Origin of the sequence: Ancylomarina salipaludis (genome assembly GCF_004122035.1) — a bacterium.
Classification (GTDB): Bacteria; Bacteroidota; Bacteroidia; order Bacteroidales; family Marinifilaceae; genus Ancylomarina; species Ancylomarina salipaludis.
This window is the reverse complement of the sequence record NZ_SAXA01000005.1, coordinates 26,146-41,330: the sequence shown is the minus strand read 5'-3', so window position 1 is coordinate 41,330 and position 15,185 is coordinate 26,146. Positions and strand designations below refer to the sequence as shown.

At 37.5% G+C, this 15,185-nt stretch carries 13 protein-coding genes; 5 read left to right on the top strand and 8 right to left on the bottom strand.

Annotation, left to right across the window (positions count from 1 at the left end; translation table 11 throughout):
• The first annotated feature begins 217 nt into the window (after nt 1–217).
• Nucleotides 218–574 carry a hypothetical protein gene (locus EO244_RS06805; protein ID WP_129253908.1) on the top strand — a complete coding sequence of 119 codons (357 nt, stop codon included), beginning with the start codon at nt 218–220 and terminating at the stop codon, nt 572–574.
• A gap of 76 nt (nt 575–650) precedes the next feature.
• Here EO244_RS06805 and EO244_RS06800 read toward each other — a convergent pair whose 3' ends face one another.
• The 7 genes from EO244_RS06800 to EO244_RS06770 all read right to left on the bottom strand — a co-directional run bounded on the left by EO244_RS06800 (nt 651) and on the right by EO244_RS06770 (nt 7,338).
• Entirely contained in the window at nt 651–1,271 is a 621-nt protein-coding gene (locus EO244_RS06800) for a rhodanese-like domain-containing protein (RefSeq protein WP_129253907.1), read from the bottom strand.
• A 76-nt stretch (nt 1,272–1,347) separates the two neighbouring features.
• Nucleotides 1,348–1,938 (bottom strand): YeeE/YedE thiosulfate transporter family protein, encoded by a 591-nt coding sequence (locus tag EO244_RS06795; RefSeq protein WP_129253906.1) that lies wholly within the window; start codon nt 1,936–1,938, stop codon nt 1,348–1,350.
• A 73-nt stretch (nt 1,939–2,011) separates the two neighbouring features.
• The gene (locus tag EO244_RS06790) at nt 2,012–2,533 is read right to left on the bottom strand and encodes a YeeE/YedE thiosulfate transporter family protein (protein ID WP_129253905.1); all 522 of its coding nucleotides are present in this window, start codon (nt 2,531–2,533) and stop codon (nt 2,012–2,014) included.
• Nucleotides 2,534–2,598: 65 nt separating this feature from the next.
• Nucleotides 2,599–3,540 carry an NrfD/PsrC family molybdoenzyme membrane anchor subunit gene (gene nrfD, locus EO244_RS06785; RefSeq protein ID WP_129253904.1) on the bottom strand — a complete coding sequence of 314 codons (942 nt, stop codon included), beginning with the start codon at nt 3,538–3,540 and terminating at the stop codon, nt 2,599–2,601.
• A gap of 100 nt (nt 3,541–3,640) precedes the next feature.
• The gene (locus EO244_RS06780) at nt 3,641–4,174 is read right to left on the bottom strand and encodes a 4Fe-4S dicluster domain-containing protein (RefSeq protein WP_129253903.1); all 534 of its coding nucleotides are present in this window, start codon (nt 4,172–4,174) and stop codon (nt 3,641–3,643) included.
• Between the two features lie 3 nt (nt 4,175–4,177).
• Nucleotides 4,178–6,412, bottom strand: a complete 2,235-nt coding sequence (locus EO244_RS06775; RefSeq protein ID WP_129253902.1) for a molybdopterin-containing oxidoreductase family protein — start codon at nt 6,410–6,412, stop codon at nt 4,178–4,180.
• 341 nt (nt 6,413–6,753) lie between these two features.
• Nucleotides 6,754–7,338: a molybdenum cofactor guanylyltransferase gene (locus tag EO244_RS06770; protein WP_129253901.1), complete on the bottom strand. Its 585-nt coding sequence runs from the start codon at nt 7,336–7,338 to the stop codon at nt 6,754–6,756.
• 184 nt (nt 7,339–7,522) lie between these two features.
• Here EO244_RS06770 and msrA point away from each other — a divergent pair, with 184 nt between their 5' ends.
• The gene (gene msrA, locus EO244_RS06765) at nt 7,523–8,137 is read left to right on the top strand and encodes a peptide-methionine (S)-S-oxide reductase MsrA (RefSeq protein ID WP_129253900.1); all 615 of its coding nucleotides are present in this window, start codon (nt 7,523–7,525) and stop codon (nt 8,135–8,137) included.
• Between the two features lie 138 nt (nt 8,138–8,275).
• Nucleotides 8,276–8,854: a tetratricopeptide repeat protein gene (locus tag EO244_RS06760; RefSeq protein WP_129253899.1), complete on the top strand. Its 579-nt coding sequence runs from the start codon at nt 8,276–8,278 to the stop codon at nt 8,852–8,854.
• 89 nt (nt 8,855–8,943) lie between these two features.
• Here the strand turns inward: EO244_RS06760 and EO244_RS17005 are convergent, their stop codons facing one another.
• Nucleotides 8,944–12,390, bottom strand: coding sequence for a hypothetical protein (locus tag EO244_RS17005; protein WP_206734508.1), 3,447 nt, complete (start codon nt 12,388–12,390; stop codon nt 8,944–8,946).
• Between the two features lie 520 nt (nt 12,391–12,910).
• Between EO244_RS17005 and EO244_RS06750 the strand changes: the two genes are divergently transcribed.
• Together EO244_RS06750 and EO244_RS06745 are read left to right on the top strand one after the other, a co-directional pair.
• A complete protein-coding gene (locus EO244_RS06750) occupies nt 12,911–14,140 on the top strand; it encodes an MFS transporter (RefSeq protein ID WP_129253898.1) in 1,230 nt (409 codons plus the stop codon).
• A 98-nt stretch (nt 14,141–14,238) separates the two neighbouring features.
• Complete coding sequence (locus tag EO244_RS06745; RefSeq protein ID WP_129253897.1) at nt 14,239–15,153, top strand: glutaminase; 915 nt, start codon at nt 14,239–14,241, stop codon at nt 15,151–15,153.
• Nucleotides 15,154–15,185: the final 32 nt, after the last annotated feature.

Genomic DNA, 15,185 nt, shown 5'->3' with positions numbered 1-15,185 from the left:
TCTGAAAAATAGATTCACCAACACATTGTAAACAAATTTCCAATCCAACTCTAAAACTCTTTTAATCAACTAAATTATGATTCAAAAATAGGCTTTATTTATTAAAATCTGAGCCCTTTAACAATTCATTAACAGAAGACTCGAATATCTTTTTATTATCTTTAACATACCAATTTGAACTGGGTTAGAACTTTATAAACAATTTAAATTATTAATTATGAAAAGATTAGTATTCGGACTTCTGTTTGTTTTCTCAATGAGTTTAGTAAGCGTAGCAGCTAACCAAATTATCACAACAGATTCTAATATCACATTAACTCAACAACAAGATCAGAAAAAAGACACTAAAAAAACTGATAAGAAAGCTTGTTGTAAAAAAGCTGATAAGAAGGCTTGCTGTACAAAGGCTGACAAAAAAGCTTGTACTAAAGCAGACAAAAAGGCTTGTTGTACAAAGGCTGAAATGAAAGATTGCAAAGCAGACTGTACAAAAGCATGTTGCAATAAGGAAGCAAAAAAAGCATGTAAAACTGATTGCAAAAAGACTTGTAGCAAAAAAGAAACTAAAAAATAAGCTTGCAAAAACAAGAAACAAAAAAAGTGCTCACCAAATTGGTAAGCACTTTTTTTATACTCGTATTACAAGAGGATTAACAACCACCCGCAGCACGTTTTTTCTTCTTTTTCTTCTTAACAGCTGGCATAGGAGAACTCGATGTTGTAGCGCTTGTCGTACTCACTGAAGCACCACCAAGAGCCATACCAGCCCCCTTACGGAAATCGTATTTAGCAATCTCTTCATCAGGACTTGTTGAGGCTGGAGCAGTTGGATTCAGAATTGTTTCAATCCAGTAGTTCAAACCACCCTGAAGCACATAATTGTTGTTAAAACCCAACTGACGTGTAATCATCCATGCCTCATTGGCTTTTAAGGTTCCGTTTGAATAAAAAACATTCATCTTCACATCCTGATCCAAAACGTCAGCCCAATCTTCCGATAAAATCTCAGAAATAGGAATATTGATGGCATTAGGTAAATGAAACTTCTCGAACTCATTCTGAGCTCTCACATCAATCAGCTGAAACGATGGATCTTTTTGTACCAACATATCAGCAATTTCATCAGTACTCATAAACTGAGCACCTTCCTGAGCTTCCACAAGCAATTCTTCTGCCGTTAGCTTATAAGCTTTTGTTGTATTTTCAGGTACAGCTGCAATAATTAATCCTAAGGGAAGGAAAACTGCTGCTAATTTTAATCTTATATTCATGATTGTAGAATTACAAATTTTAAATTACGAATTACAGATTTATTCCAAAATCATAATTCGAAATTCCTAATTGATTTTAATACTCTTCTCTAGGGAATTTCTTTTCAGCCCATTCGCCTACCCAAAACATACCAAAAGCAGCAGCAATTAAACCAAAAGAAAATAAACCACGAGATAAACCTAAGAATTCATTGATTGTAGGCGTTCCCATAAACTCCGCTTTATAAAGCTCTTCAAACATAGGGTAACCTTCGGTAAAGGCAACGATTCCAATAAATAAACCACCGATAAAGGCCAAAGCATCCAGTTTACCAATTGAAATAGCACAAAATGCTGTTCCGGGGCAAAAACCTCCCATAATAAAACCAGCACCCATGATGACACCACCTACAATTGCAGAATGTAGGAAAGTTGGATTGATATAAATAAGGCTCAAATCTACCCATCCAAACAGGCTGAAGAATAACATACCTAGTAATGCAGTGATTGCAGCCGTAAAGAATACTTTCAATACAGTTGTGTCGTAGCCATAAAACATACCAGCCAATTTTCTGCTGGATGAAAAGCCACTTGATTCTAATACAAATCCGAAACCAATACCTATTAAAAAGGCTAAGAACAAATTGGTATCCGGAGAAATTATTTCATTTACTACTAATGGTCCCATAATATTTTATTTTTTTTAGTTTTTAGAATTGAGTTTTTATGACTCAAAACTTAAACATTTGAAGAAATAGTTTTTAAATCCAGTTTTTACGGAAGAAATAGGCTAAGCCGAAGGCCGTTCCGAAAATACATGCCATTGTTATAAATCCACCAAGGGATAAAACGGCCATTCCACTCAATGCAGAACCAGAAGTACAACCTCGTCCTAACTGGGAACCAAATCCAAAAAAAGCACCACCAATAAGAGCAAAAATTAATCTTCGCTTAGACGAAATTTTAGGCGAATGTTCAACCTTAAATTTCAATCTTTTAGCAAATGTTCCGGATAAAAATCCACCTACTAAAACACCAAAGACCTGAAAAACCAACCATGATTTCATTGGATTTTTGTGAGTTTCGTTATAATCCTTATAAAATGCAGTATTCTCAGCATGATCAGGTGCAACAGTATTTACAGTCGTTACAACAACAGATTTTAAAGCGCCACTAGCGCCTAATCCTCTACCAGAAATAAAATTTGCAGATAATAGTACCAAACCCAACATGACACCTCCGATGTATGGGTTCCAATATTTAGTTTTCTTTACTTCGTTCATATGATTTATATTTTACCATCTCAATGTGACTTGAGAAACGATTATAAATTCTTGATTTGTTATATTTAATAAAGCCAGCGACTAGCTTGACCTGCATAAGCAATAATGAAACGTAACATTAAACTACCGAATAGAACCAGGACTACAGGAATAACTACAGGTATTTTAAATTTTCTCAATTCAAGGATTTCCAATATCGCGGGAACAATCATCCCCAGGATAACAACGAAGATCCAGAATGGAGCCGTATAAGCACCACCTAAAAATAAGTTGGCTGCTTCGATCTGAACTTGTGTACTTGCCAAAAATCCCATGAACATGTGAATAATTAAGAATAATTCAACGCCAATGATCATTAAATCAAGTTGTGCAAAACGCTTTTTCTCAGCATGGTCTTTCGATAACCAAATGGTAATTGCTGAACCAGCAGATAAACCAGATGCCAGGAACAAAGGTCCTAGAATCGATGTATTCCAAAGCGGACGAGCATTAAATGCTGAGAACAGAATTCCCGTATAAATACCCAGTATTGCTGATGAAATCAACATGATCCAGGCTAAAACTTTCTTATTCTTTTCAAAGAAAGCTAACACATCTTTTATAATATCAAACTTCCAGTCCCACTTAGGGAAAAGCTCTTTGATATGTAGAGCACACCACAACATTGACAGTGGCGTAACCAACATTAAAGTCCAAGCCCCCCACGACATGGGCGAATCCAATCTAATAGTCGTATATAGTCTCCAAAAATAAAGTTTGTGATGCAAATCTAAAAACAGAGCAAGCAGACCAATAACAAGAGCAACAGGTGCAACAAAAGGTGCAATCTTTACAGCGGTACGGTAATCATTTTCTCTGTTTCTAATGGTATATAAAGCAGCAAAGAACAAAACTCCGGCTGCCAATCCACCTAAAAATAGATACAAAGGAATCTCCCAGTGCCAAATATGAAGCTGGGGATCGATAAGCGGGTTGTTTCTACCACTAACAATTATTTCTTCACGCATAGTATTAAATTGTTATAGTGTTAGATTGTTAAAACGGAATAATTGGCTCATTATAATATTGAACATTTTAATCATTTAGCAATCTAGCAATTAAAAACATTTAGATTAAAAAGTATAACTGAGGTTTTGTTCCTGCTTCCGGAATCAGAGTCTTCCATTTTCTCTTTTTAAGAATCATAGAAACTTCAGACCTGGGATCATCCAAATCACCAAAATACATACACTTGGTTGGGCAGACAGAAACGCAAGCCGGTTTCATCCCTTTTTTAACACGGTGCAAACAAAACGTACACTTATCAACATAGCCTTCAGGATGAACAAAACGCGCATCGTAAGGACAAGATGTAATACAAGCACTACAGCCTATACACTTATCTTTTTCAACCAGAACAATACCGCCTTCATTATAATGACTGGCACCTGTAGGACAACATCGCACACATGGAGAGTTCTTACAGTGATTGCATCGCTCTGAACGAATTTCCATTTCAAGTTGCGGATAAGTGCCATCCATCACCTCTACGACCCAATCCCGACAGTAACCAATAGGTACATCATTCTCGGTTTGACAAGCCACTACACAGTCGCTGCAGCCCACACACTTTTTGGTATCGATAGCCATTGCATATCTCATAGTTTAGGCCTCCTTTTTATTATCAAATCTAAATGTTACAAAATTTCCTCTCATTCCGGTACCACCCATAATTGGGTCAGTCATAACATTAGTGATAAGTTGTGTATCACTAACTCCTTTACCGAAACAACGTTTCATTCGCTTATCAGCATGTCCAAATCCATGAACCATATAAACTGAATCGAAACGAATACGTTCGGTGACTCTTACCTTAATTGAGAAATCGGAAATAATGCCATCTTGATTTTCCAGATAGACATATTGATCATTTTTCAAATCCCACTCCTTAGCAACCTTTGGATTAACCCATAGGGTATTTTCATCCATTAAATCTGTCAGGTTTGGGTTGTTGGCCGTACGACTAAAAGTATGCATTGGTGCACGTCCGTAGATTAAACGGTAGAAACCTTCCTGAGGCTCTGGGTGTTGAACAAATACAGGCATTGGCTCAAAGCCTTCATCCGCAAGCGATGTCGAATAAAGCTCAATCTTTCCTGTATTGGTATTGAATTCTATATCTTCATCCTTAGCAAAATACAAATCATCAACTTCTCGCTTAATACGCTTCACACCTATTCGTTGCATTTCTTCCAATGAAGTACCTACCTGCTGAAGCTCCCAATCAATCTCATCTTCAAGATTCTCAAATGGAAAATAATCTAGCAAGTCAAGTCTTTTAGCTATTTCTCTAGCCATCCAATAAGCTGGCTTAGTATTATATTTAGGCTCAACAGCAGGCATTCTAAGAGCAATACTTGGCTCTCTTCCCTGTGATACTCTCAAAGAGTCGTATCGCTCTAAATAAGTACACTCTGGTAAAACCACATCAGCATAACCTGTGATTTCCATTGGCATGGTATCAACCACAGCAATTAAATCGAGCTCTTGAATCGCCTTTAAGGTATTAGCTTGATTAGGTAAAGTGTTAATTAAGTTGGTACCATTTACAATCCAGGCTTTAATTTGATGTCCCAATTCCGGACTTGGCATAGAGGCATCACAAAGGCCCGAAGCCAAGGCTAAGTCAGCTAATTTATATTTGCCACCTAAAGCTTCTCTCCACGATTTGTTTGGTTTTGGAAACTTTGGAATCTTATAATGAGGAACACTTGCCTTTTCAGGATTGTAAAAACCACCACGTCTTCCCCATGAGCCCAATAAGGCATTCAAGATGGCAACGGCTCTCAATCTCTGCGTATCGTCACCATACCAGGTTACATGTCGTCCCGGGTGGACAATAACAGCAGGAGCAGCATTAGCCATAGCTCGAGCCGTTTCTCTAATCTGTTGTGGTTTAAGTGTTGTTACACCATATGCCCACTCAGGTGTATATTGTTGAACATGCTCTTTTAATTGATCGAAACCGTAGCAATATTTTTCAACATATTTCTTATCGTAAAGTTCTTCGTTGATGATTACGTTCATCCAAGTCAGAAGCAAAGCCATGTCAGTCGATGGCTTAATTGGCAACCAAAATTTTGATTTACTTGCCGCTGTTGAAAAGCGTGGATCTACAGTGATGATAGTCGCACCTTTGTCAATAGCATCAGACATTTCCTGAACCTGACCATTATGCATATTTTCACCAATATGCGAACCAATCAGAACCAAACACTTGGTATCGCGAATATCTGTATTCTCAGGAGAATTAATCCCTTGACCATATGTCGCAATAAAGGCAACCTCGCGGGGACCTCTACATTGTGCATAGGACGGAGCTGCAATATTATTAGAGCCTAAGCCCTTTAATACATTGCCAAAATATTTACCTCCTGAACCATGAGAAAACAGAGCTAATGATTCCGGACCATGCTCTTCTTTAACCTTTTTCAGTTTTGCAGCAATGTAGTCGAAAGCTTCATCCCATGTTGCTTCACGAAAAGTTTGCTTACCCCTTTCCTCTGTACGAATCAAAGGTGTCTTAAGTCTATCCTCATCGTTGTACATACCAACACCGCCGGTACCACGAGGACAGAAACGTCCATTACAGTTAGGGTCATCATTGTTACCAATGATTTTCTTTATGCGACCATTCTCATCTTTATAAACCCAACCTGCACACTTCCAGAAACATACTTCACAGTATGTAGGGGTGCGTGTAAAGTCAAAGGGTCCCTTAAAATGGGATGGATTGGTTTTAACCAGATTACTAGCGAAGGCATCCAAAAGGCCTCCTCCAAAGATTAATCCGGCAGCGCTTAAAGAACTAATTTTTAAAAATTGTCTTCTGCTGTTCATATGATACTAATTTTCATATTTAGGTCGTATGGAAATCTCCATAGAATTTAGGTATTCTTATTTATCTATTTCAATAACAAAATTTCTTCAGATGATAAAAATTTGCTTTTAAAGATTGTTGAATAGGTTGGCTTATCAAGCTATAAACTGCAAACCTACACACATCAACACATCTAGAAACTTAGATTTATGCATGTAAACATATATAAAAAGAGCAATTGAAAAAATGTTTTAAAATCACTGACAACATTTTAGATTTATTCTAAAGAATAAAACCATTCAATCACCTTAAAATCAGAAGAAAACAGAACTATTTAGATCGTGAATAAATAGAATTATATTCATACTTTAATGTCTGAAATATCTTCCATACGATTGAAGTTTGTGAAGGTGTTTGCGGAATAATAATCAAGATCTGATGAAAGTATAAAAAATTGAGTCTCCAGGCTTGAAATGAGATTCATCATTTTCAAATTCCGCGATTGAAGCGCTTGATGGAAGTAATTTGATGCTGATGAAGCATAAGCAGCAACTAAAGGTTGCTGACGACCAGATTCGTCTATGGGTATGATAGCATTGCCCTTTAATTGATTCAATAAATCAACAAACAGTGCAGTTGGTATATGTGGGGTATCGCATGAAATAACAAGGTAAATATCAGCTTCAACAGACTTCATACAGGTGCTGATACCACCAATCGGTCCACAATCGGGAATTTTATCGGCTATCATTGGTAAATCAAGATAAGCATAGTCGCCATTTGCAGTACTGATCACCAGTTCGTGACAAAGCGGCTTTAAAGTATCAATGGCATATTCAATCAAAGCTTTGCCTCGGTACTTCACCAAGCCTTTCTCCTGCCCCATCCTCTTGCTTTTGCCACCAGACAATACAATTCCTACAATTTTAGCTTCATTATTTTGCATGCTTAAAACTAAATAAAATATCCTTCTATAATCATATGAATAATCAAAATCTTAATAATCTACTCAAACTCAACCCTACAATTAACCAGACATTAACATCTTTTTGTTTTATTTTCACATCTGAGTTCGTACCTTTAGAATGATTTCAAATAAGAGTTTTTATATCTATCCGGAACTTAAAAAAATGAAACTTAAATTAGTAATAATAGGCCTGTTACTCTCTACACTTAGTCAGGCCAGCACACAATCAGAAATGGAGAAAAAAAATACAGAAATAGCGACACTAGGCGCAGGGTGCTTTTGGTGTGTCGAAACAATCTTTGAAGAATTAAAAGGCGTCATTAATGTCGAATCTGGCTATATGGGAGGAGAAACTCTCAATCCAAGCTACAAAGATGTTTGTACGGGCGAGACGGGACATGCTGAAGTTTGTCAAATAACATTTGACCCAACAATTATTAGCTTTGAAGAACTTCTCGAAGTTTTTTGGCAAATTCACAATCCGACAACTTTAAACAGACAAGGTGCAGACGTTGGGACCCAATACCGTTCCGTTATTTTTTATCACAATGACAATCAAAAACAAATTGCAGAAGACCTTTTAAAATCCCTTGATAAATCAGGAGCCTGGGACGACCCAATCGTTACAGAAATTTCTCCTGCCAAGGAATTCTATAAAGCTGAAAACTACCATCAGGATTACTACAATTTGAATAAATCACAACCCTACTGCAGTTTTGTAATAAAACCAAAGATAGAGAAATTCAAAAAAGCTTTTGAATCGAAATTAAAAAAATAAAACTTGATGAGGGGATATGTTGATTTGAGGATTTGATGATCAATGAAAGAAGGTGTATATTATGAATCAACAATGGTACAATACTTGCTAATTTCTGTTCGGAAAATTAAAAAGTAAAACTATTTAAAACAGAATATCATGAATAAAATCATCACTTTACTGACTCTTATTATAATCAGCTTTGCCTCTATTAAGGCTCAGAATGTAGAGCGCTATAAGGATTATCACGACAAGGGTAGAATGTTGATTTTGGAAGGGAAGTATCAGGAAGCCATTGCTCAATTAGATACGGCTATTCAAATTATGCCCTATTATGCCAGAATATTTCAAGACCGAGGTTATGCCTACATGCAACTGAAGAATTACGAACTGGCTGTCCGGGATTTTGATCACGTCTTAAAAAAACAGCCCTACCTAAATGAGGTCAAATTACAAAGAGGCATGGCACTGTATCATCTAAACTATATAGACGATGCCGAAAAAGATCTGATCAGTGTGCAAGAAGCCAGACCTGATAAAAATTATGAGGCTGAGTATTATCTGAATAATATTTATAAAGAAAAGGAGTTGTTACGTCATCAGGAACAGGAAAAAATCAATAAGTTGAGATATCAGGCTGAATCTTGCCGATTGGAAAGAGCCAGACACAGGGAGGATATTATTTGGAATACAGTTGTTCCTTTAGCATTCTGGACTACGCTTTTCTTAAGCTGGTAAACCTCAATTCAGAATGCATTTCCGAATGTAAACAAAAAGCTCCACCCTGTTTGGATGGAGCTTTTATCTGGAGTAAAACTACAAAGAGATTATTCTCCTTTTAGTGTGCTTTTAGGTTTTTCGCGATTCAGCATATCGATGGTTTTTTGGTCAAGTTTCGACACTTTCCATTCCGGTTGCTTAATTTCAGTTTTGTCTTGTGCTGACAACCACTCAATATTGTATAAACCTCTCAAAACTTTTTCCTCTTTTTCTTCAGCTGACATACTATCGAAAGCCGCACGACGTTCAGCCGCTTCTCTTTGCTTCTCTTCTTCTATCTCAGCCTGCTCGTTATAGAAAGCTTCAGCTCTAAGATTTTTAAGGTAAGGCAAGGCTACCGTTGGGAATAATTCCAACAACAACATTTCCTTCTCATTCTGAGCAAGCTTAACACCACCAAACTCTTCCAAAACTAGGTTTTCAGGTGCTTTATATTTACTCACGTCATACGGCGTTGCTTCACGCTGACCACAAATTTTCTGACGGAAATCCGGATCAATATCAATTGGTGTCTCACCATACTCCCCTTTCACCAAGTTGAAGAACTGATTGTTCACATTGGTATAGGGTGCTTTTCCGCTGTTCACATCCAAAACATAGTTTACAGCCTGTACACCAATAATTTGTGATGATGGTGTAACCAAAGGAGGACAACCGGCAGCCACTCGAACCTCAGGAACTTTCTTAAGTACGGTTGGCAATAAGTCTTCAAGCCCCAAACCTTTCAATTGAGCCAACATATTGGTGTACATTCCACCTGGAATTTCAGCATTCTTAACTTCTTCGTTAGGAGCCGGGAAATTAAACCAGGCATCAATGGCGTTACAAACCTCCAACAACTCAGCTTCATTATCAGCCTTAGCCAATGAAATTGCCTTGTCGAAAAGCGCATCGATATCAGCTGGTAAATAATCGGCTGTAATATCGAACTCACGAGGGAACATCTTATATGAGTCAAATTCTGCAATTCGCTCACGAATACCTTTCAATTCCGCATTGATCTTCACAACAGCATCCAAATCGACACCCGTATCCAAACCAAGCTTATCAGCAAAAATCTGAATGATCTCGAAAGCCGGAGCAGCTGGTCCACCGGCAAAGTTCAGTATATTGGTATCAACAATATCAACTCCATTTACAATAGCCATCAATACTGCACCCAAACCATAACCTGGTGTACAATGCGTATGGAAATCGATAGGCACTTTCACCTCATTTTTCAGACGCTTCACAATTTTTCCTGAAAGTGATGGAGGAATCAATCCAGCCATATCCTTTACTGAAATCATATCAGCACCCAAAGCTTCCATCTGCTTTGCTTTGTTTATGAAATAATCAACATCAAAGATTTTCTTAGGCAACTTTTTACCCGAAAACATGGCTTGAATGCGCTGCTTGCGTGTAAATTTCGGATCAACCGTATAACACACAGCACAGTCAGCAATACCGCCCGCTTCCTTAATATACTTAATGGTGGTTTCCATATTTTTCACGTCGTTCAGACAATCGAAAATACGCATGATACCCAAACCACTTTTCACTGCATTTTTATTGAAACCTTCGATCACCGATTCCGGATATGGACTATAACCAAATAGGTTACGACCACGAGACAGAGCCGTTAAATAAGACACATCGCCTATTTCCTTTTTAATTGATTCCAATCGATACCATGGATCCTCATTCAAATAACGCATTACTGAATCAGGAATAGCCCCACCCCAAACTTCCATGGCATAGAAATTAGCCGCTTTATAATATGGCAATACTTTCTCTATTTCGTGCTGAGGCACACGAGTGGCAAATAAAGACTGCTGACCATCACGCAGGGTCAGGTCACGAATTTTAAGTTTAGCCGTACGTTTTATTTTTGCACGCTCTGCAGCAATTGACTTTCTGTTAGCCTCACGCTTGGCTTCAAATTCAGCCTTACGCTTACCTTCCAAATAGCCTTTGGCTACCAATGGGAACAACTCCAAAAGCATGAACTCTTTATCGTCCTTAGCCAATTTTACGTCCCCGTATTGAGGAAGCCTTGGGTTCTCTGGAGACTGATATTTGCTCACGTCATAATCTTCTTTCTCAGCCTTCCCTGTGATTTTCTCACGGAATTCAGGCGCAATTTCGATAGGTGTTCTACCGTACTCTCCTTTTACAAGACTGAAGAATTGGTTGGAAACATTGGTGTAAAACTGACGACCTGAATTCTCATCGATTACACAGTTTACAGCCTGTACCCCGATAATTTGAGAAGAAGGAGTTACCAATGGCGGACAGCCTGCATCCAGGCGCACCACTGGTACAACTTCCAACACTCTCTCGAGTAGGGTTTCCAAACCTAAAGCTTTCAACTGGTTCAGCATGTTGGTATACATACCACCAGGAATCTCGGCTTTCTTAACCATTTCGTTAGGAGCCGGGAAATTAAAATATTTTTCGATAGCATGACAAGCCACTAAAAGCTCATCTTCTTTATCTGTTTTAGCATACTCAATGGCATCATCGAACAATTTGTCGATATCAGCCGGTAGCTTATCTTTTGTAATATCAAATTCGATAGGGAATTGCTTATAGCTATCAACTTCAGCCAAAGCTCCCAAACGAATTTCTTTTAGTATTTTATTTATCTCAACAATCGTTTTGGCATCACCATTCAATTCAATACCCAATTTCTGGCAGAAAAGGTAGATCAACTCATAAGCAGGAGCCGCAGAACCGCCAGCAAAGTTCATGATGTTTGTATCAATAATATCAACACCATTAATAATAGCTGTTAAAGCTGAGGCCAACCCGTATCCCGGGGTTGAATGAGAGTGAAAGTCAACAGGAACAGTCAATTCCTCTTTGAATCGGCGAATAATTTGCCCTGCACGCGAAGGTGAAGCCAAACCTGCCATATCCTTTAAGGAAATCATGTCGGCACCCATAGCCTCCAATTTCTTGGCCAGATTTACAAAATATTCAAGATCAAAAATCTGATCAGGAAGATTCTTAACAGTCAATCGGTCACGATCCTCTTTTTTCTCGGGAAATTTTGAATCTACTGTATAACAAACCGCACAATCGGCAATACCACCAGCTGCTTTCACATACTTAATGGTCGATTTCATGTTCTCAATATCGTTAAGACAATCGAAAATACGCATGATACCCAAGCCCGACTTAACGGATTGTGTATTGAATTTTTCAATCACCGACTCAGGATAAGGATTGTAACCAAACAGATTTCGTCCACGAGACAAAGCCGTCAGTTTAGAAACATCACCAATCTCTTTTTTGATTGATTCAAGACGATACCAAGGATCCTCGTTCAAATAACGCATCACTGAGTCAGGAACAGCACCACCCCATACTTCCAAAGCATAAAAACCCGCTTTTTTATACAAATGAAGAACCTTCTCAATTTCTGCCTGAGGCATTCTTGTCGCAAAAAGCGATTGTTGTCCATCTCTTAAGGTAAGATCTCTAACTAATAATTTCCTATTTTTAATCATATCCCTAAACTTGATTAGAAACGCAACAAGTGCTGCATTTAGTTAATTATGTGCCTGCTTGAATTCAAAACAATATTTCCTGTTTGTCTTTCGATTCCAAATTTATAAATATTTTCATATTGAAGAAATAATTCTTCATTAACTCTTCTATGTTCTACAATACCTGCACTTAATGATTTACATGACTTTTATCATTAATGATTTTTTTCAATATTAAATGCATTTTATTGCAAACGATATAGACCATCTGATTCGTTTTACAGTAATTCTGCACAACGAACTCACAGACAAAAGTATAACAACACAAACAAGAAACATAAACACATAGTTAACCTTAATCTCGTACTGTTAATAATAGTATTTGCAATTTTATTACATTAAAGATGATCTGAAGTCCGAATCTGTTCTACAACATGATGCGAACATGATTTTTTAATCCAATTCTTTTACTAAAACCTAGCTACAAGTCTGAAAATCATTTCTTATTTTGCATTGAAGCTCCAATTTATCCTCTTTTAAAATGAATATTAAGCTTAAAAATTCCCAATACCGAAAGTTCTGTGCCTATGGCTTCCTTAAAAATCTACGTTTTTTTGATGCCTTCCTCATTCTTTTTCTTTTAGATAAAGGAATGAGTTACACCCAGATTGGGACACTGTATGCTGTCAGAGAAATCATTACAAATCTGTTCGAGATTCCTTCCGGACTGATTGCTGATAATTACGGACGAAAAAAATCTTTGGCTGGAGCTCTTCTCATATTTACACTCTCCTTCCTTATATTCTGGCTATCAAACAATTTTTGGTTTTATCTAGTAGGTTTTATCATATTTGGTATGGCAGACGCCTTCCGTTCGGGTTCACACAAAGGCATGATGATGGATTATCTGAAGCTAAATAATTGGATGAACTTTAAATCGGAATATTACGGACACACCCGATCGTGGTCGCAACGTGGCTCTGCCCTATCTTCACTAGTGGCGGGAGTTTTGGTTTTAATAGATGGAAACTACCAAAACATCTTTATCTATTCCGTGATTCCCTATGCCATCAATTTCATTCTAATCCTGAGCTATCCTTCGGAAATTGACAAAGCAATTATGCACAAACCAAAAGAAGATAAATCTTTAATAAAGAGCTTCAACAGTTTATACAAGGTGATGAAGCGAAAATCGGTATTCAAACTGGTTAGTACATCAGCATTCCACACCGCTTATCTAAAGGCTTTAAAAGATTATATACAAGCTATCATGCTGGCAATTGCTCTTCTGATTCCAAATTTTATTGGGCTTGATATAGACAGACAAAACGGATTAATAATCGGAATTCTCTATTTTGCCATTTATTTACTAACTGCCTATGCCTCTCAATATTCTACTTTCTTCCTACAAAAAGCACCTTCCAATTTCGTTAGAAAAACGCTCTTTTTAGGCCTCAGTTTTGGTGTTATTTGTGGTATTTTCTATGTTTCTGAAATGTGGATTGGCGCTTTTATAGCCTTTGCACTTATTTATATTATAGAGAATGTTCGCAAACCTATTTTAACTTCATTTGTTGCAGACCATGTTCCCAGTGAACTACTAACCTCTGTTTATTCATCACAATCACAACTTCGAACATTGTTCTCGGCTGGTATCGCCTTTATCTTTGGAGTCAGTGCCGATATCTGGGGTATTGGTTTATCCCTGATTATAGTTTCCGGAGCACTAATCATTCTTGCCGGTTTAATCAGTTACAGAAAAAAAACCTAAAAATAATTCAAGCCGTAAAAGGATGTAAAACTTGTTTGATGAATCATCTTTACACATTAACAAATTCATTACATTTGCGCCCCACAATAAATTAAACAATGGAACTAAAACAGATACTTCAGGACATCTACACCGAACTTGCAGATAAAAATGACAAAGGACAGGTTGCAAGTTATATACCCGAATTGGCGAATATCAATCCCAATAAATTCGGCATTCATTACATTTCACTTGAAGGAAACAGTTATGGTCTGGGCGATCATCAGGAAAAATTTTCATGCCAAAGTATCATTAAGGTTTTATCGCTTTGCCTGGCAATTAAAAACGAAGGGGTTAAAATATGGAAACGCGTTGGAGTTGAACCATCCGGCACACCATTTAATTCCTTAGTTCAGCTGGAATACGAACACGGCATTCCACGAAACCCATTTATTAATGCAGGAGCCATTGTTATTTGCGATATCTTACTGAGCCAACTCGAAAATCCAAAGGATGATTTTCTGGCTTTTGTACAAAAACTAGCTCTTAACTCAAATATCAATTACAACCCAAAGATTTCAGCATCTGAAAAAGCACATGGTTACAGAAATGCAGCACTCATCAACATGATGAAATCATTTGATAATATCGAAAACTCCATTGATGATGTTTTAGACTTCTACTACGATATTTGTTCCATTGAAATGACCTGTGAAGAATTGGCACAAACCTTCCTGCTTTTTGCCAATAATGGTTGCATTCCAAACTCAAATGAACGCATCATCACAACCAGTCAATCCAAACGTATTAATGCCATTATGCAATGCTGTGGTTTTTACGACGAAGCGGGTGAGTTTTCATTTAAAGTGGGTTTACCAGGCAAATCAGGAGTTGGAGGCGGCATTGTAGCCATTCATCCAGGCAAATACGCTGTAGCTGTCTGGAGTCCCCGATTAAATAAGAAAGGGAATTCGTACAAGGGTATTTTAGCCTTAGAACTACTGACCACAAAATCAGAACTTTCAATATTCTAAGATCTTATTAATCCACAAAAAAGCCGCAAATC